We start from the raw sequence: 21397 nt of genomic DNA on the forward strand, positions 1-21397 counted from the left end.
GTACTATCCAGTTTTAGTATTTGAAAAGAAAGATAAAAATATAACTGGAAATGAAATTTCCAGTTATAAAACATATCTAATATTCAATTTACACAAGTTATTCTACATCCTCAGTATAATATATAGCTATTGCTTCACTCTATATAAATTGAATAGTATTTTTTATCTTAGCTACTTTTAAAACGTTTTAAATATGGTTTAATTTTAGAAATCAATTTTATTAATATTTCTAACCACTACTGCATCATCACAGTTGTATTATCTTTTATATGTTTTAGTTCAAAACAGTAACTATATTTTAAATTACAAAACATGGTTGGACAAATTACATGTAGAATTGCAATTTCACATAAATATTCATGCATTTTTTTGGCGTTTTACTTCTTCTAATTCTTCCTCGTGACTAGAAAATATATATCCCTATTCCTTAAAGATTTCATTAGATTCTCGCCTATAAATTTCTCATCTAAATTCTCCATACTTTTTATACGTTCAATTTTTCCTTTTGTTTCTGTATCAATTACATCAATTGCTCCAAATAATGCATTTAACATTAAAGTATTTTCACCATCTAATTCATATAATGAGATATATTTTGTTAAAACACTCATTTGTTTCCTCTCCTTGATATAATATTTTAAAGAAACTACACAAAATAGGTAATTTCCTACCTTATGTAGTTTCTTACTAATGAAAAACATGCTCTAAATGATCTAATTTTATTTTAGATTATCCAAAATATGTTAACAAACTAATTATATTCGCCAACAACATAAACATGTAATATACTCTTCACGAGCTTCTAATTCTTCGATTTCAACTTCTGTCCATAATGTATTAGTTTCATTAATTTCTTTCATCCAAAGCCTTTTTAGTATCAATTTCAAGAATAACTGCCTTATCATCAATGTCTTTTACCAACTCTTTGAGCGTAGTCTCCATATCATTCTATAAATAATAATATTGCCTTCCATTTGGTAGATAATTCTACACACTTTCTTTTACTGTCTTCTTCGGTACAACATAATGTACAGCGGAATGAAAAAAGGACATAACATCTCTTTCTAAAATAAAATGAGTTTTCCCTCACTTTATCCTTCAATAGATGCTTGTCCTGTACATAATAAGTCTTTGTTTCTTTATTAGTTTACTGCTATAGCTCTTTTGATTCTTATTTAAGGATACAAATAGAGCTCAAAGCGCATTTTACCAGCATATTCTTAAGAATATAAGAATACTAGAATATCACAATATATGAATATTAGAATATGATTTATCAGCAATAAATCATATCTATCTTATTCTTGTCTCATAATTTCAATAATTTCTCCAATATAAAGATTATGATAATCCTTATCCTTATAAAATTTTTCTTCCAAATCATCCATAACAAAACTGTCTGGAGTAATTGTTTGACAGCTCATCTTTTTGCATACTAAAACTATTGAAGCTTCATCAATATAAGGAACTCCTTCATAATAACCTACTGTAACATTGGCTCCTTTAATCTTATCTTCATCTCTTCCAGATACTGTTCCCATATATCTTAGTACTTCACCATATTTATTAGGCTCAAAAAATGAAAGAGAAAAGGAATTTGAAGCATCTATAAATTCCTTTGTGTAACGACTATTTCTAACTACGATATAAGCTACATTTTTCCTCCACATAACTCCTAGTCCACCCCATGATGCAGTCATGCTGTTTACTTTTCCATCTTTTTCTGCTGTAATAAGCATGCTATCTTTTCCTATCATCTTAAATGGACTAAAATCAAAAGAATCTGCTGAAATTGATTTAAATTTATTCATAAATATACCCCCAAACTAAAATTTAAAAATCTATATATAAATTTATATACTAATGCTTTCCATTTATTCTACATGCAATAGGTTGATCCCACATATCCTTTGAAATCACATCAGAATACTCTTCTTCATTCTTTTTAAACCAACCATTAGCATATGAACAAGTAGCTGTTGTTTTAAGTTTATTTTCTCTTAGATAATTTACCATAACCTCCATTATTTTGCCAGCTACACCTTTTCCTCTTAGCACTGGATTAACATAAACGTGATCTATATCTATTTCTCCATTATTTTTGTGGGTAAAGGTTGCTTCTGCCATTAAGTCACCTTTTTCATCTACACTATATATCTTGTTGTTTTCATATTTCCAATCCATATTCTGCCTCCTTATTTAGTTTATCTATTAATAATAGTTATAACTTAATTTTAGCAACAATATACTCATTTATCAAAATTTCTTTTTAGCAGTAAGATATTTATATTAGTTTTTCAGGTACAAACTTAGAGGAAATCTTCTTTATCAATATATAATCGAGTAATAAAATAACAACTCCCCCTATTAGCATTGCAAAGTTATTAAGTAAAAACATACCTGTCATTTGGCCTATTAATATAAGAATCACTGGAATGACAAGAAGTCCACTTACCTGTTGAGCTTCTTGAAAACTTTCAGATTTTGCTGATATTCTCACAGTAAATATTAAGGATAATAAATTCATTGCAGGAGAAATCAATATTATAATTATGAGCCATTTTACATCTGGAAATATAAGTCCTCCAAAATATATAAAACCTCCTACATTAATTATTATTCCAAAGACTACAAACGAAATTAAAGTTACAATATAAGAAGGTATAAAAACTCCTAAAATCTTTGCCCTAAGAAGTTCTTCCATAGATATCGGTGTGTAAAGCAAAGATTCCAAAGTCTTATGTTCCTTCTCTCCAACAAAACTACTGGCTCCAATAACTGCTGAGCACATTATTGGAATTATAAGAAAGTATGACGGAAACATAAAATCTATAATTATTTTTATTAAAAGCTGAGCTTGATTGTAATCTGCATATTCAGAAGGTAATTTTTCTATAAGAGGAGCCATCTTTGTAAGCATACTTGAATCATTTCCCATAAATTTTATACCTATCAACATCCCTAAAGGTATAATTACTACCATAATAAGTGGGACAATAGTCATAGGCATAATAACACGTTTTGCTTTTGTTATTTCATTTATATCTTTCCATATTAAAGCTTTTTCATTTCTATTCATATTCTAACCACTCCATAACCTTAAATATTAGAATTTCCTTTTATATATTTAAAATACAATTCTTCCAAAGACCATTTCTGCTGCATGGCTTCATAAATTTCACCGCCATTTGTAAGTATGCCTTGTATTAAAAGATTTGCCTCTTTGTCTCCTAAAATAAGTTTACTGTATATATCATTACCTTCATGGATAAGCCCAAATTCTTTAGAAATATTTTTCCCTCTAACCCTTAACCTAAGACCAGCATTTTTTCTTGAGGCAAGCTCATGAAATGTACCAAAGCCTAAGATATTTCCATCATTAATAAAACCATATAAAGTACAGATATCTTCAGCATATTTTAATTGATGAGTGCAAAGAAAAATTGTAACCTGATTTTCCTCAGCAAGCTCTTTTATAAGCCTTGTAACATTTAGTGCATTTTCTGGATCTAAGCCAGAGGTAGGTTCATCAAGGAATAAAATCTTAGGATTATGAATTAATGCTATTCCTAAAGAAATTCTCTTTCTCATTCCTGTACTAAATGACTTCACTTTTTTATCTTTTACATCTAGTAAATCCAGTCTTTTTAATATAGTATTTGTACTTTCTTTAAGGGATCTTTCTTCAACTCCATGCATCTTTCCAAAAAACAATAAATTTTCTTCAGCAGTGAGATTTTCATAACAGGAAGAGCTCTCAGTCATAACTCCACATAATCTATGAATATCCAGATTATTTTCATTTGCAGGAATTCCTAAAATCTCAGCATATCCTGAGGTTAAAGAAAGAATTCCATTTAAAATTCTAACTGTAGTTGTTTTTCCAGAACCATTAGGGCCAAGAAAGCCAAATATCTCACCTTTTGGTATACTTAAATTTATATTTTTCAATACATTAGTCTTTCCATCATAGGATTTACTAAGATTTTCTATATTTATTGCATTCATAAATTATCTTTAGTAAGAGATTGTATTACAACTTATAAAACTCTTACTAAAGTTCACCTCCTTTGAATATAGACACTTTTTAATGTCTAATAAGTTATTATAGTAGATTCAAAAAATCTTTCTTGAAATTCCACTAATGCTTTTATCTGATCTTTGCTATATTTGTTTAATTCTTTACAAACCACTAATTTATATTCAATATCATTTATTCTTTTTATTATTGCTACAACATATCCTTCATATGTTTCTAAAGGTTCAAATTCTCCAATAATATATACATCAATCTCTTCCCCATCTCCTGCTGTTGTATTAGGGATAAAGCCATAATTTAAAGAGTATATAAAGTTATGTTTAGGGTGCTTAGAACCCAATGGTCTGTCCATTTTAACTTTAACAAATTTACCTAAATAAGATTCCATATAATTCTCTCCTAATCTTTTATTTTCATCTCTCATTTATTAAACGCATAATTAAAAAAAAAGTTCAAAAACTTTTTGATATATTTTGAAAGATAAAAATGCCACCAGACTTTCTAAATCCGATGGCATAAATAATGTATTTATATAATGAAGTTACGTTAAACTTATAAAGCACATGCTATTTATATAATAATTTATCTTATCTTGCTAAACTTGTTATAAATTCTACTATTTTGGGATCATAATGAGAGAAAAATGAACTTTCCTTTTTGTCCAACTTAGCTATTATATCCATATCATCCTTTGATAACTTGAAATCAAACACATCAAAATTTTCAATCATTCTATCTTTATTTACTGTTTTAGGAATGACAACTACACCTCTTTGAATTAAGTATCTTAAGGCAACCTGTGCATTGGATTTATTATATTTATCTCCAATTGCCTTAAGAGTTCCATTCATGAACATATCATTTTTACCTTCAGCAAAAGGAGCCCAAGACTCAATTTGTACGCCATATTTATTCATAATTTCTTGAGCTTTTACTTGTTGATTAAATCGATGTGTCTCAACTTGGTTAATTGCTGGAACAATTTCATTAAATTGAATTAAATCAATTAATCTATCTGGATAGAAATTACTAACACCTATGGCTTTGATTTTACCGTCTTTATATAATTCTTCCATAGCTCTATATGTTCCATAGTAATCACCAAAAGGTTGGTGTATCAATAATAAATCTAAATAATCTAATTGGAGTTTTTTTAATGATTCTTCAATAGATTTCTTAGCTTTTTCATAGCCTGCATTAGAAATCCATACCTTTGTAGTGATGAATAACTCTTCTCTAGGTACCCCTGATTTCTTTATTGCTCTTCCAACAGCCATTTCGTTGCCATAAGCTTGGGCAGTATCAATTGAACGATAACCTACACTAATTGCATCTAACACACATCTTTCACATTCTTCTTGCTCTACGATCTGATACACTCCATAACCTAGTACTGGCATTTTTACACCATTGTTCAATTTTACATATTCCATACTAATTTCTCCTTTATTCAGATTTTTCCTAACTAGATAGAACTTCTAAGTCAACTCTTTTATATAATGTTATAGCTTCTTAGAAAATCTTTGTCATTTATAATATTTTCGTATTTATCGTCTCTTGCTATTTTATGATCTTCTGAAAATGCAATAGCTCTATTAAAAATGCCTTCTACATATTCAAAATCATGAGTTGCACAAATTATGGTTTTACCGCTTTTATTCAGAGCCGCTAATAACTCATTTAAAAATCTTTTTCCTTTTGGATCTATTCCATTCATTGGCTCGTCCAAAATTATCACTTCTGGATTCATGGCTAAAACACTAGCAAGTGCAACTCTTTTCTTTTCTCCTGCACTTAAATTATATGGATGTTCATCCTTAAGCTTTTCTATGTTAAGAAGACTTAAACAATCACCTACTCTTTTATCCACCTCATCCTCAGAAAGTTCCATTTGCAAAAGTCCAAATGATACTTCTTCAAATACAGTAGAACAAAATAACTGAGTGTCTGAATTCTGAAATACAAATCCCAGCCTTTTATGAAATAACTTTAAGTATTTGGTATCCTTTAATGTTTCTTCATTTATTTCAGTATCATCAAATATATACTTACCTTTGTTTGAAAAAATAATGCCGTTTAATAATTTTAAAAAAGTGGACTTCCCACTTCCATTTGGTCCAATAATGGCTATAGATTCACCTTCATTTATATTAATATTTACATTATCAAGAGCTATTTTATTTTTATATGCAAATGAAACATTCTCTATTTTTATCATGAAAATTCCCCTTAACTTTTTACTACTGTACATAAAAATAGACTAAACAAAATTATATTTATGAGCAAATATGCATAGTCTATTTTCTTGAATTTTAAATTTACCTTTGTAGAATATTCTCCTATAAACCCTCTACATTCCATAGCATGGTACATCTCTTCACTCATTTTATAAGACTTAATAAATAAATTTCCCATTATTCCTGTGAGAGAATTATATTTATTTAAAGTTATGCCAATTGACCTAAGTTTTAATGCATATAAAAGATTAATAGAATATTCTCCTAAAAGAACTATATATTTTATGGTTATATCTATAATCAATATAAATGTATCTGGTATAAACAATAGTTTTAATGACTTACTAATCTCACTCCATTTAGTATTATGGGATAACAAATTTATAAGTAATATAGTTATAAGTAGCTTTTGAAAAATTACCAAACTATTAAGTATATTCCCATAAAACATAGATGGAAGTAATGCTATTAAAGTTAGTAAAGGAAATATTAGACTTTTAGCCATTATCCCCTTTCTTGATTTCTTTTCCATGAGAAAAAGGTTAATCAACACATATATATCTACTACCAATGTATATTGAAAACTTCTTGAAAGAGATACACAAAGTATAATTACTATAATACTTATGACCTTCAATGTTGGATTTATTGAATAAATTAGTTTGTCTTGATCTTTACTTTGTCTGATTATAGAAATTGTCTTAATTAAGGAGAAAATGCTTTTTTCAATGTATGAGTTTTTTTCCTTCCTTGGGATATAATTATCCTTTTCTGAAAGCCATTTTGGAATCATTTAATCACCTTTTTTATTTCTCTTGAAATTTACTTTGCCCATAACCATAAAAATGATCAATATGAATAATACTCCTAATAAGGCTGATAAAATATATCCCAAATATTCATTAAAAAATCCAAAGTTATAATCTGGAATTGGAGAATTAAATTGTAGTCCTTCTTCCATCCCCTTTGGTATAAAGCCTATAATATTCTGTATTTCTTCTATTCCCCATTCTCCCCAAGCTGTTCCGCTTGCTAAAAGACCTAATGGAGTAGCTATAATAAGAATTGATATTATAATGTATAAAGGTTTTATTTTGCTTGTTTTTCCTTTGTATATTATATCTGGGGATACTTTTTTTATATAACTATAGGCACCTACAGTAATTATCCCTTCTAAAATTCCAACTAATAATAAATGAGGTATCATCATAGCTGGAATAGAAATAGCCAAACTATATGGACTATATAATGGCAAGCCTAAAGAATCTTTAAATAAAATTGGTTGGATACCAAATTCAATAGCTGCAAGTAACGCTGCCATATTTACAGAAATATATCCTCCAAGAAATGCTCCAATATATTCTCCATTTTGTGTTTTAAAGATTTTTTTTGTTAGTTTAAATAAATAAAACGCTGTAAATGGCATTATAAAAGCCATATTAAAACAATTTACTCCTAGCGATAAAATCCCTCCATCTCCAAAAAATAATGCCTGAATTACAAGAGCTATAGTAACTGTTATAACAGCAACATAAGGTCCAAGCATAATAGCAACAAGAGCACCTCCAATAGCATGTCCTGTAGTTCCTCCTGGAAGAGGGATATTAAACATCATTATTAAAAATGAAAAAGCTGCTGCTACCCCAAGGAGAGGCATTTTCTCTCTTGTTATTTCAGCTTTTATTTTTAAACTTACTTTTCTCCATATAGGTATCATAATTGCTCCAAAAACAGCACAAGTTGATGGGCTTAAATAATTATCAGGTATATGCATAAACAAATCCTCCTTAGAATCAATTATATTAATTAGATTGTTACCTTATTAATGTTTTTTTAACTCTAAGTCAAATCTTATTAAACTAAAAAACCTCTTTACACTTTTTAATTTAAAATAAGTGTAAAGAGGTCTTAATTTTATATTTTTATATCTATTATGTAGAAAATACTAATCATCTATTCTTTTTACTTCATTTATTTTCGTAACTATGCCTTTTTCATATCTTTCTATTTTATAATCTAGTCGTTCTAATGTTGCCTTCATATTTTCCATTTTTTCTTTCAGATGCTTACGTTGTTCCTTTAATATATTCTTTCTTGCCTCGATAGTTTCATCACCCTCTTGAAAGAGTGCAACATATTCAATTAATGCTTCAATAGGAAGTCCTGCACTTCTCATACATTTGATAAATTCTACCCATCTACAATCTTCTTCTGTATAATCCCTTATTCCATTTTTATTACGATTAACTTCAGGAATTAGTTTTACACGCTCATAATAGCGAAGTGTATCTGCTGAAAGTTCATATTTTTTACTTACTTCTGTAATAGTCATATGAAATTACCTCCTTTTGTTCTTTAGAATTATATCTTTCTCTCAAAACCATCATATATGTTAGAGTTAACTCTAAGTCAAGTGTTTTTTGTATCTACAAAATTCTTTAAATAAAAATAAGAAGGAGCAACCACAATCTAGGTTTCTCCTTCTTTTATATTCTTATATTTATTTAATCACTACTAAACTTCTGAAAGTGTTTCTATAATTTTATCAGTGAATTCAGTTGTTCCTAATTGTCCGCCTAAATCACTTGTAACATACTTACCTTCTCCAAGAACTTTTGAAATAGCTTTCTCAATTTTATTAGCAGCCTCTGTTTCTCCTAAGTATCTTAGCATTTGAACTCCAGAAAGCATCATAGCTGTTGGGTTTGCTAAGTTTTTCCCAGCAATAGTTGGAGCACTTCCATGTACAGCTTCAAATATTGCTATATCTTTTCCAAGATTTGCACCAGGTGCAACTCCTAAGCCACCAACAAGACCAGCACATAAATCAGATACTATATCACCATAAAGATTAGGTAATACTAAAACATCGTATTTTTCTGGATTTTGAACTAAGTTCATACACATTGCATCTACTATCATGTCTTCAAATTCTATGTCTAGGTACTCCTTTGAAATCTCCCTAGCAATATTTAAAAACATACCATCAGTACATTTCATTATATTAGCTTTATGTACAGCAGTTACTTTTTTTCTTCCTTCTTTTCTTGCAAACTCAAAAGCATATCTTATAATTCTTTCACAGCCTTTTCTAGTAAATATCTTAATACTTTCAGCTGCATCTTCCCCAATCATATGTTCTACACCTGCATATAGATCTTCAGTATTCTCTCTTACTATAATAATATCCACATTTTCATATCTTGATGGTATACCTTTATATGTTTTAGCAGGTCTAACATTAGCATATAAATCGAACTCTTTTCTAAGTGCAACATTAACACTTCTAAACCCTGTCCCAACTGGTGTTGTGATTGGTCCTTTTAAAGCGATTTTGTTATTTTTTATAGATTCTTTTACAGATTCAGGTAATGGAGTTCCATGCTCCTTAATCATATTTTCTCCTGCATCTTGTATGTCCCAAGTAATCTTAACTCCTGTAGCATCTATTAGCCTTTTTGTTGCATTTGCAACCTCAGGCCCGATGCCATCTCCTGGTACAAGTGTTATCCTATACATTGTAATGCCCCCTTTTGTAATTTAATACTCATAGTGATTATATCATATATTATTTTTCTTTTTCCATCTTTATTAAATATTTTCTGCCATTACTTATTATCACCACTGTTTGAGGGGCGAACTTATTTCTATATATGAATAAAGCAAACTTTTTCCGTGAATAATAAAAAATGAAGGTGGTGATGTTAATGGGTAGCTCTCAATATAATAGAAACAAGAATGACAAGAGCAATGTTGATAAAATGAAGGGAAGAAATAATCAAGATAAAGGTAATAATCAAGTAAAATCAGTTTAGTAACTAAAAAAGAAAAGCTGAATGACTATGCTTATTGTTAGTCATTTAGCTTTTTTACTAGTTAATACTACTACGTCTCTATTCTTCATAACAAATAATAGGCGTACCTTCTTCTATATTATTAAAAATTGTTTTAGCTAAATATAATGGTGCATTTACACAGCCATGAGTTCCATTTCCTATATATATATTCCCTCCAAAGGAATATCTCCAGCTTGCATCATGTATTCCTATATTTCCGTTAAAAGGCATCCAATAAGTTACCTTTGACTCATAATTATCACCTCTTAAGGTTGAGTCTTTTTCTTTGTAGTTAACCATATACACCCCAAGCTTTGTGGAATTTCCTTTACTTGGATCACCTGTTACCACTTCACCTTGAGTTATAAGTTTCCCATTTTTATAAAACCACAAATGTTGTCTTGTTATATTAATTTCTACATAAGAACTTCCAATATCATTTTCTTCTCTACATACACCCTTTTGTGAATATATAGGTTCCTTTTCAAGAGATTCGCCCTGTTTTATACTTTCTAATAGTGATTTTTTCTCAGCAGCACAATTAATTTTCCATCCATAAAAGCCACCGTTAACCTCTATGATTTTACCAGTTGATGCTTTTATTTTTCTCGAAATACCAACTGTGTCATATTTTTTGCCTAAAGCTTCAACATATTCCTTAATTAGTTTTTCGTTTATAACTACATCTAAATTTTCATCAACACTGAGCCACTTATTTATTGTATCACTATCTAGAATCTCTCTCTTGTCTCCAAATAAATAAGTTATTTTTGCTGATATACATTTATTAAGTAAATTCTTAGTTGTCATAGTTTTTCTTGAACTTAAAGTGTATTTTGGATTGTCATAACAGAGATTTTCATCTAAATCTAAGGTTATGTTTCCTTTTGATATACTTAAGGTTATAGCTTCATTTAACTTATCTTTATATATCTTATTTCCATATACTTCTTTAACTTCTTCGTAGGAACCATTTGAATATTCAAAGCTCACATTTTTAGGTTCTATAACTTCTTTGTTTAGACAATTTAATTTACTTATTCTATTTTCTAAAGCTTCTTTATTATAAAGAAATAAATCATCTAAATAATATTCTTGGTTACTAAAAAAAGAACTTATCCACTTAAATTGATTTTGTTTTTTATGAATTTCTGAAATATTATTTTTCTCATTATACTGCATTCCTATATCTTGTCCTAATATTTCTTCTGTTTCTCCATCCCTTTCTATCAATTTTAACTTATAATCTTTTATATAAGTTTTAATTATATTGTTTGTATCATCTAGTGATTTTAAAGATACATTTACTCCATTTATTGTTGTATTAAAAAAATAATGAGTTGTAAACAATAATGATATGAGTAAGTATGATAACATAATGGAAGCTACTATGATAATTATCTTTCCTATAGGCTTACTTTTTAAAACTGCTTTTATACTTTTCATATATTGATATCCTTCATCAAAAATACTTTCTATTATAAACATAATAATTAATTTATATTATGATTGTATTTTTATATTAATACCTAGTATGTTAATTATTCACCATTTTCACTATACTGGCACTTGAAGTTTGTAAACTCCCCATAATTGGTACAGTTTTTATCATAGGCATATAAACCAATAATAACACCTGTAAATCCTCCAGCAACCTCAGAAGAGAGATATTTAGTTTGTGCCTTGCCAAGATAAATTTGTTTACCTTCCTTTTCAATAAAGAAGTTATAATAAGTATTGTTTGCAGAAATAACAAGTGAAGCTGTATTTATATCTTTTAAATCCACAACTTTTTCTATAGATTTAATATCACCAATATTTAGCCCTTCAATAACCTCATATCCATTCTTCTTTTTTCGTATCGCTAAATCGTAATGATGATTTTCATCCATATATAATGTAATACCTGCTTCACCTTCTGATATACTTACATCACAAGAAATAATTGCATTGAAATCTTTTTGACGTAGCCCTATGAATGTTGGTGAATCCACTTCATCAAGGGTTATTTCAGTTCCTTTCAGCTTTAACATATTCTCTTCAAGTAAATAATTTTCAAAATGAGGCAGACGTAAATAGCACCAATCCTTATCCCATTCTGTATTTTTAAAGGTATAGCATTTTTTCTCTCTTTGGATAACCCTATCATTTATTCGATTTGTATCAAAAGTTTTGATTGTTGTACCTTTATCTCCTGCTGTAAACCAACCATCCTCTCCAAAGGTAACTGGTGTAAGAAAAACTTCTCGTCCCAAGTGATGATATGGAATCCATTCATCTATTTGACGGAAACCAAGATGAAGTATCCACCAGTTTCCACTATTATCTTGAACAAGATCTCCATGACCCACTGCTTGTATTTCATAAGCACCTAAATTACGGTTTGTGAGAACAGGATTATAAGGATATGCTTCAAAATCACCATAAGGAGATTCTCCACGTGCATAAGTTACCATATGACCAAACTCGGTTCCTCCTTCAGCTGCCATAAGATAATATTTTTCTCCTATTTTATACATATGGGGACCTTCAAGAAAACGACCACCTGAACCTTGCCAAATTGTACGACTTGATGTTAGCTTTTTACCTGTCTTAACATCAATTTCACACTGAACTATGCCACAGATCCCATTATCATCTTTCCCATTGCTCATAAAATATGTTTTGTCATCTTCAAAGTATAAAGAAGGATCTATTCCTCCTTGATCTACATAGATAGGCTCAGACCATTCCCCGTAAATATCTTCTGTCACTACATAAAAGTTCTGCCCAGTAGAGCTATTGGTAGTAGTCATATAAAAAACTCCATTAAAATACCTTATTGTTGGAGCAAAAACTCCTCCAGAACTTTTTACTTTATTTAATTCTATCTGGCTTTTTCTTGTAAGACAATGTCCAATTTGCTGCCAATTAATAAGGTCCTCACTTTGGAATATTGGAACGCCCGGAAAATATTGCATTGTACTGCACACAAGATAATACTTATCCCCCACTTTGCATACGCTAGGGTCAGGGTAAAATCCTTTAATTACAGGGTTATTATATTTCATTTTCTATCCTCCCATTATATAAATAAATTTAATTGTTTATAAGTAAGATTTCTTTTAAATTAAGTTGTTACAATACTTATAGCATAAAGCTCAATTCTAAAATACCCATATTTTATGCTATTAAATACCTACATTTTAAATAATTTAACTTAATTTATTTACAACTAAATCGTTTGTTCCTCCCGATATATACATTTTATACTAATTAAGCATTAATTTTCTTTAAAAGGATACGAGTATATAACTATGAGGAAAAATAATTAAATTTAAGGAGATAAAAGATATGTCAATAAACATTCCATCATATTATTACACAGATATTTACAAACATGTTAAAGGTGAAAGTATAAAAAGCATAAATGCTAAAATAGCTAAAGGAAATCCTAATTTTGTTCATGATTTACAAAATGGTCGTCCAAAATTAAATACTTTAAAAGCCATTGATTTAAGCACAAAAGAGGGACAAGCTTCTGTACATCTATCAGATGAAGAAAAGAAAAACATCGAAGAAGCTAAGAAAAAACTAAGGAATGTAAAGATAGATTTTGATGAAATTGAAAATAGAACTCCTGAATTAAAAGTTATAGTTAAAAATAAAAATGGCGAACCACTTGCCTATTATGACTTTGAAAATTGCATAAATAATATGAGTGAATTAAGTGACAAGCAGAAAGAAACCCTTGCAAATGCAATAATTACCTCAACAGAGTCCCTACAAGGTCAGCAGCAAGATAGTAATACCTTTGGTATGCACATAAGTCAAACCCAAATGGAACTTAAATATATATCAGAGAAGCTTGTACCTGAAAAATATCGTGAGGAATTTAATTCTATATCAGATAAATACGTTAATAATGAAACTGATAAATATACAAAAATCTTAGAAACATTTGAGACAGCTATTATGAATTCAACAGATCCCGCACTTATTCAAGCTGGTTGGAGAGAAAAAGCAAAACAATCCTTGGATGAACTTAAAAATGGAACTGATGATTTTCATACAACTAAAAGATACTATGATGAACTTTATAGAAATATTGATTTGACAAATGATGATAAAATCAAAGACCAGCTATCCTCAGTATACAACAAGTTTCTGGCTAAAGGAGAATATGATGGAGATGCTCGAGTTAGAGAAGTTAAGTATCTTAGTGAAAAATGGAATGCGGTTATAGATTCTATGAAAGGTTCTAGCAATTTAAAATTCACTACTGCTTTAAATTCTCTTGCATAATTTAAAGTAATTTAAAACTTAATTTAAGCAAAAAGTAGACATGCCTTTCTATGTCTACTTTTTGTTTTTCTAATATAGCTCTTTACTTAAACACTAATCATAAACTATCTCCCACCTAAAGAAAAATATATTTTCTACACAATTTCTACATAAATTTATTTTAAAATACTAATAATAACTTGATTTAGATTATGACAGGAGAAAAAAACATGAAAAATTTAATTTACAAATATTTAGTTTATGTTATTTATTTCTTAGGAATAGGAATGACATCTAGCGGTATAGTGTTAATGCCTTTTAACATGATGAGATACTCTATTATATTGTTTATTGGTCTTAGCCTTTTTATTATAGGATCAGTTTTTAATGAAGTTGTAATAAACCAAAATCACATGTCTCCTACGGAAAGTATAAAACTTGTTATATTTTCGTTAACCTTGGCTATAGGTATAGGTATGATTAGTGGAGGAATATCACATTTTAAAGAAAGTCCTAAATATGTTTCTTATCTAATTCCTCTTGGGATAGTTATTTCTTTTATAAGTTTTGCCATTAAAAACAACTTCAATTTAGAAAAGAAAGAAAGATTTACTGTTTTAATTGGTGTTATTATTGTTGCCATAATAATTTTCGTAGGATTATCCTTAGCTTCAAGTAATATGGGAATGATGAATGATATGACTCCAGGTGGAGATATTTTTAAAGGTGGTCATTAGAAATTAAAAAAGCATCAACTTTTTAGAAGTTGGTGCTTTACTTTATATTAAAGTTAGACATTACTTTTATTCCATGATCTATATGTCAGAATTACTGATATTTAATACACTTATTTTCATTGTGACTTCTACAGAGCTTTATTAACTTCTAGGTGCATACATAATTACAAGAACCCCAACTAAAACTATTAATCCTCCAAGTATATCAAATTTATTAGGTATTACATTATCAACTTTCCATCCCCACAGTATAGATAAGACAATAAATACTCCCCCATAAGCAGCATATACCTTTCCAAAGTTAGAATTCGAAGGTTGTAATGTTGGAATTACTCCATACAGAATTAAGATTGTTCCTCCTATAATTCCATATTTTCTCCTCGTTATTTATCTTTAAATTTCACATTTACCATCAGAACAAATTCCAGAGTTTGAATTTCTATCATCTGATAAAATATCTACTTCCTGCACAGAAGATTCTTCTGCTTTTACTTTCTCAAGAACTTCTAAAAATAATTCAGGTGGTTGTGCTCCAGATACTGCATATTTATTGTTAAAAACGAAGAAAGGAACACCTGTTATATTAAGTTTTGAGGCAGTCTTTTCATCATTTCTTACATTAGTGCCATACTCCTCTGATTCTAAAACCTTTAAAGCTTCTTCTTCATTAAGGCCTACCTCTCCTGCAAGGACAGCTAATACTTTGTGATCAGAAAGATTTAAGGAATCTACAAAATATGCCTTTAATAATCTTTCTGCTAACTCATTCATCTTACCTTCAGTTTTTGCATAATGTGATAATCTATGAGCATCAAAAGTATTTGTTGGAATCAAATCATCAAAGTTAAAATTAAGACCAACTTCTTTTGCTTGTTCTACTAGCTTAGCATTTGATCCTTTAGCTTGTTCTAATGGTATTCCATATTTTTTAGCTATAAGCTCATGAATATTTTCATCGTATTTCTTTTTAGCTCCTGGATCAAGTTCAAAGCTCTTAAAAATCACTTCAACTTCATCCTTATGTTTAAATTTATTTAAAGCTATTTCTAATCTTCTTTTTCCTATATAGCAAAATGGACATACAAAATCGGACCATACTTCTATTTTCATTTTCATTCCTCCTAAAGATTTGTTTATTAAATCAACTTGCAAACTTTTTTCAAGTGATTTGTATTATCAGTATATATCATTTTTAGCGCCTTTAGCAATAGAAGAAATTTCTAGTATTCATTTTTACTAAATTGCATTACACAAAAAAACACCGACCATTCTAATTTACTGAAAATCCATTATTGATATTCCTCTAAACTTAACAGGTGTTGAAAATACTATTTGAGTTTCAGTATTTCCATATTTCTGAAGATGACTTATTAAAACATCTAGTTCAACCGTTCTTTGATAAGCTACCTTAATAACCATAGAGTAATTTCCTGAAACACAGTTACATTCAATAACATTTGGACATGCTTGGATAAACTCACAAAATTCTGCTTTTAACTCTGGAGTCATAGTTAAATTAATAAAAGCTACTATATTATATCCTAATTCTAATTCGTTTATTGAAGCATGATATCCTGTAATTACTCCAGCTTTCTCAAGCTTTTCTATCCTTGCTGATATTGCTGCTGCAGTTAGAAAAACTTCTTCTGAAAGTTTTTTTAGAGGATACCGTGCATTTTCTTGTAAAAGTTTTATAATTTTCAAGTCTACCTTGTCCACAATAACACCACCACTTTTAAATTTCGACACCATTCCGTACCATTCATATTGCTTTAATATGTTATGAAGTATACATATTTTTACTATTTATGTCAATATATTTTTGTTATTTTCTTACATTTTGTTAAATGTTCTAATATAAGGAGATTTTTTTAGATAATATCTAATGTTTTAAAATAAAAAACCTTTAATAGATACTCATTTTTGTATCTACTAAAGGTTTAGTTTAATCTATCTTAAATAAAATCACCATTATCGTAAATTTCTTTTACTAATGGGAATGGCTCAAGGGCTCTTTCTAAAATTCCTTGAACATAACCTATAAGTACTCCGTAATTAACAATAGGAATCTCATGTTTAACTGCACTTTCTATCCTTGAAAGCATAGCCATTCTATTAAGCATACATCCTCCACAGTGAATAATAAGCTTATATTTCTTTACATCCTCAGTAAATGTGTTTCCTGAAGAGTATTCAAAGTTTATCTGTTTTCCAGTCATTTGACGTACCCATCTTGGAATTTTTACTGATCCAATATCATCACATTGTCTGTGATGGGTGCATCCTTCTGAAATCAGTACATTATCTCCATCTTCTAAGGATTCTAATACCTTAACTCCTTTTACAAGTTCAATAAGATCTCCCTTATATCTCGCTTGTAATATTGAAAATGATGTAAGCATTATATCTTTAGGGGTATCTGCTGATGCCTTTAAAAATACCTGCGAGTCAGTTATAACAAGCTTAGGCTTTTTCTTTAAATTTTCAAGGGTCTCTCTAAGCTCATGTTCCTTAGTTACAATAGCTATAGCATCACTTTCTATTATATCTCTTATAGTTTGTTGCTGTGGCAAGATAAGCCTTCCTTTAGGAGCTGCCTTATCTATAGGTGTAACAAGAACAACTATGTCACCTGGACTTAAAAGATCTCCAACTAGCTTAAATTTATCTTCATCATCTGGCAGTAGTTCTATAATTTTTCCCTTAAGATTATCTATTCCACTTTTATTAAGAGCAGAAACTGAAACAACAGGGCTGCTAATTTCTTTTTCTATATCAGCTATTTCTTCTTTTGTCATACTCTTTTCATCTGCCTTATTAAAAATGCAAACTATAGGTATTTTCTTTTCTTTTATTTTGCTTATTATATCTTTATCATTTTCAGTAATTCCAATAGTACTGTCTATTACCATTAATGCAATATTTGTCTTTGTTAAAACTTCAAGGCTTTTCTTTTTTCTCGATTCCCCTAGTTCACTTTCATCGTCAAGACCTGCTGTATCTATAATCATACATGGTCCTATTGGTAAGATTTCTATAGCTTTGTAAACAGGATCAGTTGTTGTGCCTTTTACATCAGAAACAATAGAAATTTCTTGATTTGTAAGGGCATTTATAATACTTGATTTACCTGCATTAGTCTTTCCAAATAAAGCAATATGTACTCTTTCTCCAGAGGGTGTTGTATTTAAACTCATGTAATTACTCCTTTTGAATTATTTTAATATCTATATTTTCTATTATAATATAAAATATAGATATTATAAAACATTTAAGGAGTGTTCATTTTGGATTATAGATTAGAACAAGATTTATTAGGTGATAAAAATATAGAAGTTTCATCATATAGCGGAATAAATACAGCAAGAGCACTAGAAAATTTTGATTTAGGTGGCAAGACTGTAAATTTACATCTTATTAAAGAAATTGCCCTTATAAAAAAAGCTGCTGCTATGACAAATAAAAAATTAAAATTTCTTCAAGAAGATAAAGCTGATGCAATAATAAAGGCAAGTGAAGAAGTTATAGATGGAAAATTTGATAATGAATTTAAAGTAAGTGCATTTCAAGGTGGAGCTGGTACATCTACAAATATGAACGTAAATGAAGTTATAGCTAATAGGGCAATTGAACTTTTAGGTGGAGCTAAAGGTGAATATGACTTAGTTCACCCTCTTAACCATGTTAATATGTCACAATCAACTAACGATGTTTACCCTTCTGCCCTTAGAATTGCTGCAATTAGACTAATAAGAAAGCTTAGCACTTCCTTATCTTCCTTGCAGGAAGCTCTACAAATTAAAGAAAATGACTTTGCAGATATAATTAAGCTAGGTAGAACTCAGCTTATGGATGCTTTACCTATGACAGCTGGTCAAGGGTTTGGTGCATATGCAAAAGCCATTGAAAGGGATAGATGGAGAATATATAAAGTTGAAGAAAGATTGAGGCAGATTAATCTTGGAGGTACTGCAATAGGTACTGGTCTTAATGCTACAAACAGGTATGTATTTATGATGACAGACATTATTCAAGATCTCACAGGTCTTGGAATCGCAAGATCCGACTACCCTATGGATATTACGCAAAACTGTGATATTTTTGTAGAAACTTCTGGATTATTAAAATCTTGTAGTGTAAATCTTCTTAAGATTTCAAATGATTTAAGGCTACTTAATTCTGGTCCTCGCGGTGGATTTGGAGAGATAATACTACCTAAGATGCAAGCTGGATCAACCATTATGCCTGGTAAAGTTAATCCTGTTATTCCTGAAATGGTTGCACAGGTTAGCTTAAGGGTAATTTCTAATGATACTGCTATAACTATGGCAAGCTCCATGGGACAATTAGAATTAAATGCATTTGTCCCACTTATAGCAGAATGTTTATTAGAATCTTTAGAACTTCTTGATAGAAGTGTAGTGCTTTTTAAAGAAAAATGCATAGATGATCTCTTAATGGATAAAGATAGATGTTTAGAAAACTTGGAAAACTCCTTAGTTTCTGCAACTGCTCTTGTTCCTTATATAGGATATGATAAGGCTAGCCTAGTATCCAAAAAGGCTTTATCTAGTGGAAAGACTATAAGAGAAATTTTATTAGAAGAACAGATATTACCTATTGAAACTATAGATAAAATATTATCTCCTAATGAATTAATTAGGACTCATATATCTGGAAAATAAATTAAAGACTTTTATATAAAAAAACAGGCAGTATTTAGACTGCCTGTTTCCTTATAAATTATATGACTATTATGCTTTTTATTAACCATTAGAATCTATAATTTCTTTTAGTGTTATATTTTCATTTTTAAAGCGAGCATTAGGATTTTTCTCTTTTTTAAGTTTAATAGCTTTCTGAGGGCATAAATTTACGCAAGAAAGGCAAAATTCACAATTGGTACCATATATAGGCTTGTTCCCATTAGATTCTTTACTTAATGAAAGATTATTCCTAGGACATACCTTACTGCAAGTTCCACATCCATTACATTTATCATTAATAAAAAAGTTTTTTGGAGATTGAAGGTTTTGCATTAACTTTCTTCCATTCTCAACACAACTATTCAAAATACTATCTAGTAATGAGCCTTTTCTAATAAAATTCTTCTTTTTAGAAACATCCTTTAATAAGTGACTTAAGTTTTCTTCTATATTTTTAGGTTTTTGCTTCTGTTCTTCTACATCAAAAAACGGCAAGTAATTATCAACCATAAGCAAGCTATTGGCATAGTGTATTGTTATATTGTTCTTCTTTGCATATTCAACAAACCACGCTGGTCCATTACCTACCATGTTACCATATGTTAAAATAGCAAAAATATATGAACTTTTCAGCGTTACTTTTTCAATAAATTCACGAACTATTTTAGGTGCAGTAAGTGCATAAGTAGGAAATATAATACCTATTTTATCATCTTCAAAGGTAAGTTCATTATTCTTTAACATCTTTGGAATTGAGTATAATTCTCCTTCAAATCTTTTTGCAACATATAAACTGTTTCCTGTACCGGTAAAATAAAATATCTTCATATTAACCTCCATAATGATTCTGGAAATTTTTGTTTCAAACTTATTATATACTTTAGAAAAAATTAATTCTACATTTATATTACAAAAAAGATAGGACTTGACAAAATTATCTATTAGAATGATAATTCATTTAGTAAACGTTTTAGTGGGAAACTATCAATGGGGGAATATAAATGGATGATAATGAAAAAACTGCTCTTGCAAAGGATATTGCAAAGAAATACATACTTTTAAGAAAAACTGTTATGCAAGCACCCCAGTCAGAGCATATAAAACCAAATGAATTTACGCTGCTAATGGTAATAATTGAACGTATAACTCCAGAAGTTAGAGGTGTTAAAGTCTCTGAATTAAGTACAATTTTAAACATAACTCCAGCTGCTGTTACTCATATGATTAACTCCTTAGAAAAAAAGAAATGCCTAGAAAGATTATCAGATAATAAAGATAGAAGAATAGTTCTTGTTAAACCAACTCCAGCTGGAAAAAAGGCTATCGAATCTATGAAGAATAAGTTTTTTAATAACCTTAAGGAATTAATTGATTTTATTGGAGAAAAGGATAGTCAAGAATTAATTAGAATTCTAAGTTTAATAAGTGATTTTCGTGACTTAAAAAAAGATAAAAATAGTTAGATAAATTCTTAGCCTTAAAAATAAAATTAATCTTTACCAAAGAGGATGTAGAATAACTTGTGTAAATTGAATATTGGATATGTTTTATAACTGGAAATTTCATTTCCAGTTATATT

General features: G+C 29.2%; 23 protein-coding genes and 1 pseudogene. 4 read left to right on the plus strand and 20 right to left on the minus strand.

The window, feature by feature from the left end; all coding sequences use genetic code 11:
- Nucleotides 1-386: 386 nt before the first annotated feature.
- From H9661_RS18380 to H9661_RS18450, 15 genes are all read right to left on the minus strand, one after another.
- Entirely contained in the window at nucleotides 387-611 is a 225-nt protein-coding gene (locus H9661_RS18380) for a hypothetical protein (protein ID WP_143315132.1), read from the minus strand.
- A 144-nt stretch (nucleotides 612-755) separates the two neighbouring features.
- Nucleotides 756-905 (minus strand): hypothetical protein, encoded by a 150-nt coding sequence (locus tag H9661_RS18385; RefSeq protein WP_191770248.1) that lies wholly within the window; start codon nucleotides 903-905, stop codon nucleotides 756-758.
- 393 nt (nucleotides 906-1298) lie between these two features.
- Nucleotides 1299-1811 (minus strand): flavin reductase, encoded by a 513-nt coding sequence (locus H9661_RS18390; protein ID WP_191770250.1) that lies wholly within the window; start codon nucleotides 1809-1811, stop codon nucleotides 1299-1301.
- Nucleotides 1812-1860: 49 nt separating this feature from the next.
- Complete coding sequence (locus H9661_RS18395) at nucleotides 1861-2184, minus strand: GNAT family N-acetyltransferase (RefSeq protein ID WP_191770252.1); 324 nt, start codon at nucleotides 2182-2184, stop codon at nucleotides 1861-1863.
- 100 nt (nucleotides 2185-2284) lie between these two features.
- Nucleotides 2285-3079, minus strand: a complete 795-nt coding sequence (locus tag H9661_RS18400) for an ABC transporter permease subunit (protein WP_143315129.1) — start codon at nucleotides 3077-3079, stop codon at nucleotides 2285-2287.
- A gap of 20 nt (nucleotides 3080-3099) precedes the next feature.
- Nucleotides 3100-4008, minus strand: a complete 909-nt coding sequence (locus H9661_RS18405) for an ABC transporter ATP-binding protein (protein ID WP_191770254.1) — start codon at nucleotides 4006-4008, stop codon at nucleotides 3100-3102.
- A gap of 86 nt (nucleotides 4009-4094) precedes the next feature.
- Nucleotides 4095-4427, minus strand: coding sequence for an inorganic diphosphatase (locus H9661_RS18410; RefSeq protein WP_191770256.1), 333 nt, complete (start codon nucleotides 4425-4427; stop codon nucleotides 4095-4097).
- Nucleotides 4428-4626: 199 nt separating this feature from the next.
- Nucleotides 4627-5472 carry an aldo/keto reductase gene (locus tag H9661_RS18415; protein ID WP_191770258.1) on the minus strand — a complete coding sequence of 282 codons (846 nt, stop codon included), beginning with the start codon at nucleotides 5470-5472 and terminating at the stop codon, nucleotides 4627-4629.
- 59 nt (nucleotides 5473-5531) lie between these two features.
- On the minus strand, nucleotides 5532-6257 hold the full coding sequence (locus H9661_RS18420) for an energy-coupling factor ABC transporter ATP-binding protein (protein ID WP_143315125.1): 726 nt from the start codon (nucleotides 6255-6257) through the stop codon (nucleotides 5532-5534).
- 11 nt (nucleotides 6258-6268) lie between these two features.
- On the minus strand, nucleotides 6269-7069 hold the full coding sequence (locus H9661_RS18425) for an energy-coupling factor transporter transmembrane component T family protein (RefSeq protein ID WP_143315124.1): 801 nt from the start codon (nucleotides 7067-7069) through the stop codon (nucleotides 6269-6271).
- A complete protein-coding gene (cbiM, locus tag H9661_RS18430; protein ID WP_191770261.1) occupies nucleotides 7070-8050 on the minus strand; it encodes a cobalt transporter CbiM in 981 nt (326 codons plus the stop codon). It abuts the gene before it with no gap.
- Nucleotides 8051-8221: 171 nt separating this feature from the next.
- On the minus strand, nucleotides 8222-8608 hold the full coding sequence (locus H9661_RS18435) for a MerR family transcriptional regulator (protein ID WP_191770263.1): 387 nt from the start codon (nucleotides 8606-8608) through the stop codon (nucleotides 8222-8224).
- Nucleotides 8609-8790: 182 nt separating this feature from the next.
- A complete protein-coding gene (locus H9661_RS18440) occupies nucleotides 8791-9795 on the minus strand; it encodes an isocitrate/isopropylmalate dehydrogenase family protein (RefSeq protein WP_143315122.1) in 1005 nt (334 codons plus the stop codon).
- A 374-nt stretch (nucleotides 9796-10169) separates the two neighbouring features.
- The gene (locus tag H9661_RS18445; RefSeq protein ID WP_191770266.1) at nucleotides 10170-11558 is read right to left on the minus strand and encodes a L,D-transpeptidase family protein; all 1389 of its coding nucleotides are present in this window, start codon (nucleotides 11556-11558) and stop codon (nucleotides 10170-10172) included.
- Between the two features lie 95 nt (nucleotides 11559-11653).
- Nucleotides 11654-13162, minus strand: coding sequence for a glycoside hydrolase family 43 protein (locus H9661_RS18450; protein ID WP_191770267.1), 1509 nt, complete (start codon nucleotides 13160-13162; stop codon nucleotides 11654-11656).
- A 283-nt stretch (nucleotides 13163-13445) separates the two neighbouring features.
- On the opposite strand from H9661_RS18450, the gene H9661_RS18455 reads away from it, so the two are divergent.
- Both H9661_RS18455 and H9661_RS18460 read left to right on the plus strand, forming a co-directional pair.
- Nucleotides 13446-14396, plus strand: a complete 951-nt coding sequence (locus H9661_RS18455) for a hypothetical protein (protein ID WP_143315119.1) — start codon at nucleotides 13446-13448, stop codon at nucleotides 14394-14396.
- A 209-nt stretch (nucleotides 14397-14605) separates the two neighbouring features.
- Entirely contained in the window at nucleotides 14606-15112 is a 507-nt protein-coding gene (locus H9661_RS18460) for a hypothetical protein (protein ID WP_143315118.1), read from the plus strand.
- A 141-nt stretch (nucleotides 15113-15253) separates the two neighbouring features.
- Here H9661_RS18460 and H9661_RS18465 read toward each other — a convergent pair.
- From H9661_RS18465 to hydF, 4 genes and pseudogenes are all read right to left on the minus strand, one after another.
- A pseudogene (locus tag H9661_RS18465) lies at nucleotides 15254-15484 on the minus strand (YnfA family protein); the annotation flags it as partial.
- A gap of 21 nt (nucleotides 15485-15505) precedes the next feature.
- The gene (locus H9661_RS18470) at nucleotides 15506-16222 is read right to left on the minus strand and encodes a DsbA family oxidoreductase (RefSeq protein ID WP_143315117.1); all 717 of its coding nucleotides are present in this window, start codon (nucleotides 16220-16222) and stop codon (nucleotides 15506-15508) included.
- Nucleotides 16223-16387: 165 nt separating this feature from the next.
- Nucleotides 16388-16831, minus strand: coding sequence for an Lrp/AsnC family transcriptional regulator (locus H9661_RS18475; RefSeq protein ID WP_143315116.1), 444 nt, complete (start codon nucleotides 16829-16831; stop codon nucleotides 16388-16390).
- Nucleotides 16832-17067: 236 nt separating this feature from the next.
- Nucleotides 17068-18309 carry a [FeFe] hydrogenase H-cluster maturation GTPase HydF gene (gene hydF / locus H9661_RS18480; protein WP_191770272.1) on the minus strand — a complete coding sequence of 414 codons (1242 nt, stop codon included), beginning with the start codon at nucleotides 18307-18309 and terminating at the stop codon, nucleotides 17068-17070.
- A gap of 90 nt (nucleotides 18310-18399) precedes the next feature.
- Here hydF and H9661_RS18485 point away from each other — a divergent pair, with 90 nt between their 5' ends.
- A complete protein-coding gene (locus H9661_RS18485) occupies nucleotides 18400-19797 on the plus strand; it encodes an aspartate ammonia-lyase (protein ID WP_191770274.1) in 1398 nt (465 codons plus the stop codon).
- A gap of 81 nt (nucleotides 19798-19878) precedes the next feature.
- Here the strand turns inward: H9661_RS18485 and H9661_RS18490 are convergent, their stop codons facing one another.
- Nucleotides 19879-20646: an EFR1 family ferrodoxin gene (locus tag H9661_RS18490; protein WP_191770276.1), complete on the minus strand. Its 768-nt coding sequence runs from the start codon at nucleotides 20644-20646 to the stop codon at nucleotides 19879-19881.
- A 173-nt stretch (nucleotides 20647-20819) separates the two neighbouring features.
- Here H9661_RS18490 and H9661_RS18495 point away from each other — a divergent pair, with 173 nt between their 5' ends.
- Nucleotides 20820-21281 carry a MarR family winged helix-turn-helix transcriptional regulator gene (locus H9661_RS18495; RefSeq protein WP_143318558.1) on the plus strand — a complete coding sequence of 154 codons (462 nt, stop codon included), beginning with the start codon at nucleotides 20820-20822 and terminating at the stop codon, nucleotides 21279-21281.
- The last annotated feature ends 116 nt before the right edge of the window (nucleotides 21282-21397 follow it).

The organism is Clostridium cibarium (genome assembly GCF_014836335.1).
In the GTDB taxonomy this organism is placed as follows: domain Bacteria; phylum Bacillota; class Clostridia; order Clostridiales; family Clostridiaceae; genus Clostridium; species Clostridium cibarium.

Bases quoted from the DNA above. Each gene is read 5' to 3' on its own strand.
- H9661_RS18380 (WP_143315132.1), bottom strand. From the start codon at position 611: ATGAGTGTTTTAACAAAATATATCTCATTATATGAATTAGATGGTGAA.
- H9661_RS18385 (WP_191770248.1), bottom strand. From the start codon at position 905: ATGATAAGGCAGTTATTCTTGAAATTGATACTAAAAAGGCTTTGGATG.
- H9661_RS18390 (WP_191770250.1), bottom strand. From the start codon at position 1,811: ATGAATAAATTTAAATCAATTTCAGCAGATTCTTTTGATTTTAGTCCA.
- H9661_RS18395 (WP_191770252.1), bottom strand. From the start codon at position 2,184: ATGGATTGGAAATATGAAAACAACAAGATATATAGTGTAGATGAAAAA.
- H9661_RS18400 (WP_143315129.1), bottom strand. From the start codon at position 3,079: ATGAATAGAAATGAAAAAGCTTTAATATGGAAAGATATAAATGAAATA.
- H9661_RS18405 (WP_191770254.1), bottom strand. From the start codon at position 4,008: ATGAATGCAATAAATATAGAAAATCTTAGTAAATCCTATGATGGAAAG.
- H9661_RS18410 (WP_191770256.1), bottom strand. From the start codon at position 4,427: ATGGAATCTTATTTAGGTAAATTTGTTAAAGTTAAAATGGACAGACCA.
- H9661_RS18415 (WP_191770258.1), bottom strand. From the start codon at position 5,472: ATGGAATATGTAAAATTGAACAATGGTGTAAAAATGCCAGTACTAGGT.
- H9661_RS18420 (WP_143315125.1), bottom strand. From the start codon at position 6,257: ATGATAAAAATAGAGAATGTTTCATTTGCATATAAAAATAAAATAGCT.
- H9661_RS18425 (WP_143315124.1), bottom strand. From the start codon at position 7,069: ATGATTCCAAAATGGCTTTCAGAAAAGGATAATTATATCCCAAGGAAG.
- cbiM (WP_191770261.1), bottom strand. From the start codon at position 8,050: ATGCATATACCTGATAATTATTTAAGCCCATCAACTTGTGCTGTTTTT.
- H9661_RS18435 (WP_191770263.1), bottom strand. From the start codon at position 8,608: ATGACTATTACAGAAGTAAGTAAAAAATATGAACTTTCAGCAGATACA.
- H9661_RS18440 (WP_143315122.1), bottom strand. From the start codon at position 9,795: ATGTATAGGATAACACTTGTACCAGGAGATGGCATCGGGCCTGAGGTT.
- H9661_RS18445 (WP_191770266.1), bottom strand. From the start codon at position 11,558: ATGAAAAGTATAAAAGCAGTTTTAAAAAGTAAGCCTATAGGAAAGATA.
- H9661_RS18450 (WP_191770267.1), bottom strand. From the start codon at position 13,162: ATGAAATATAATAACCCTGTAATTAAAGGATTTTACCCTGACCCTAGC.
- H9661_RS18455 (WP_143315119.1), top strand. From the start codon at position 13,446: ATGTCAATAAACATTCCATCATATTATTACACAGATATTTACAAACAT.
- H9661_RS18460 (WP_143315118.1), top strand. From the start codon at position 14,606: ATGAAAAATTTAATTTACAAATATTTAGTTTATGTTATTTATTTCTTA.
- H9661_RS18470 (WP_143315117.1), bottom strand. From the start codon at position 16,222: ATGAAAATAGAAGTATGGTCCGATTTTGTATGTCCATTTTGCTATATA.
- hydF (WP_191770272.1), bottom strand. From the start codon at position 18,309: ATGAGTTTAAATACAACACCCTCTGGAGAAAGAGTACATATTGCTTTA.
- H9661_RS18490 (WP_191770276.1), bottom strand. From the start codon at position 20,646: ATGAAGATATTTTATTTTACCGGTACAGGAAACAGTTTATATGTTGCA.
- H9661_RS18495 (WP_143318558.1), top strand. From the start codon at position 20,820: ATGGATGATAATGAAAAAACTGCTCTTGCAAAGGATATTGCAAAGAAA.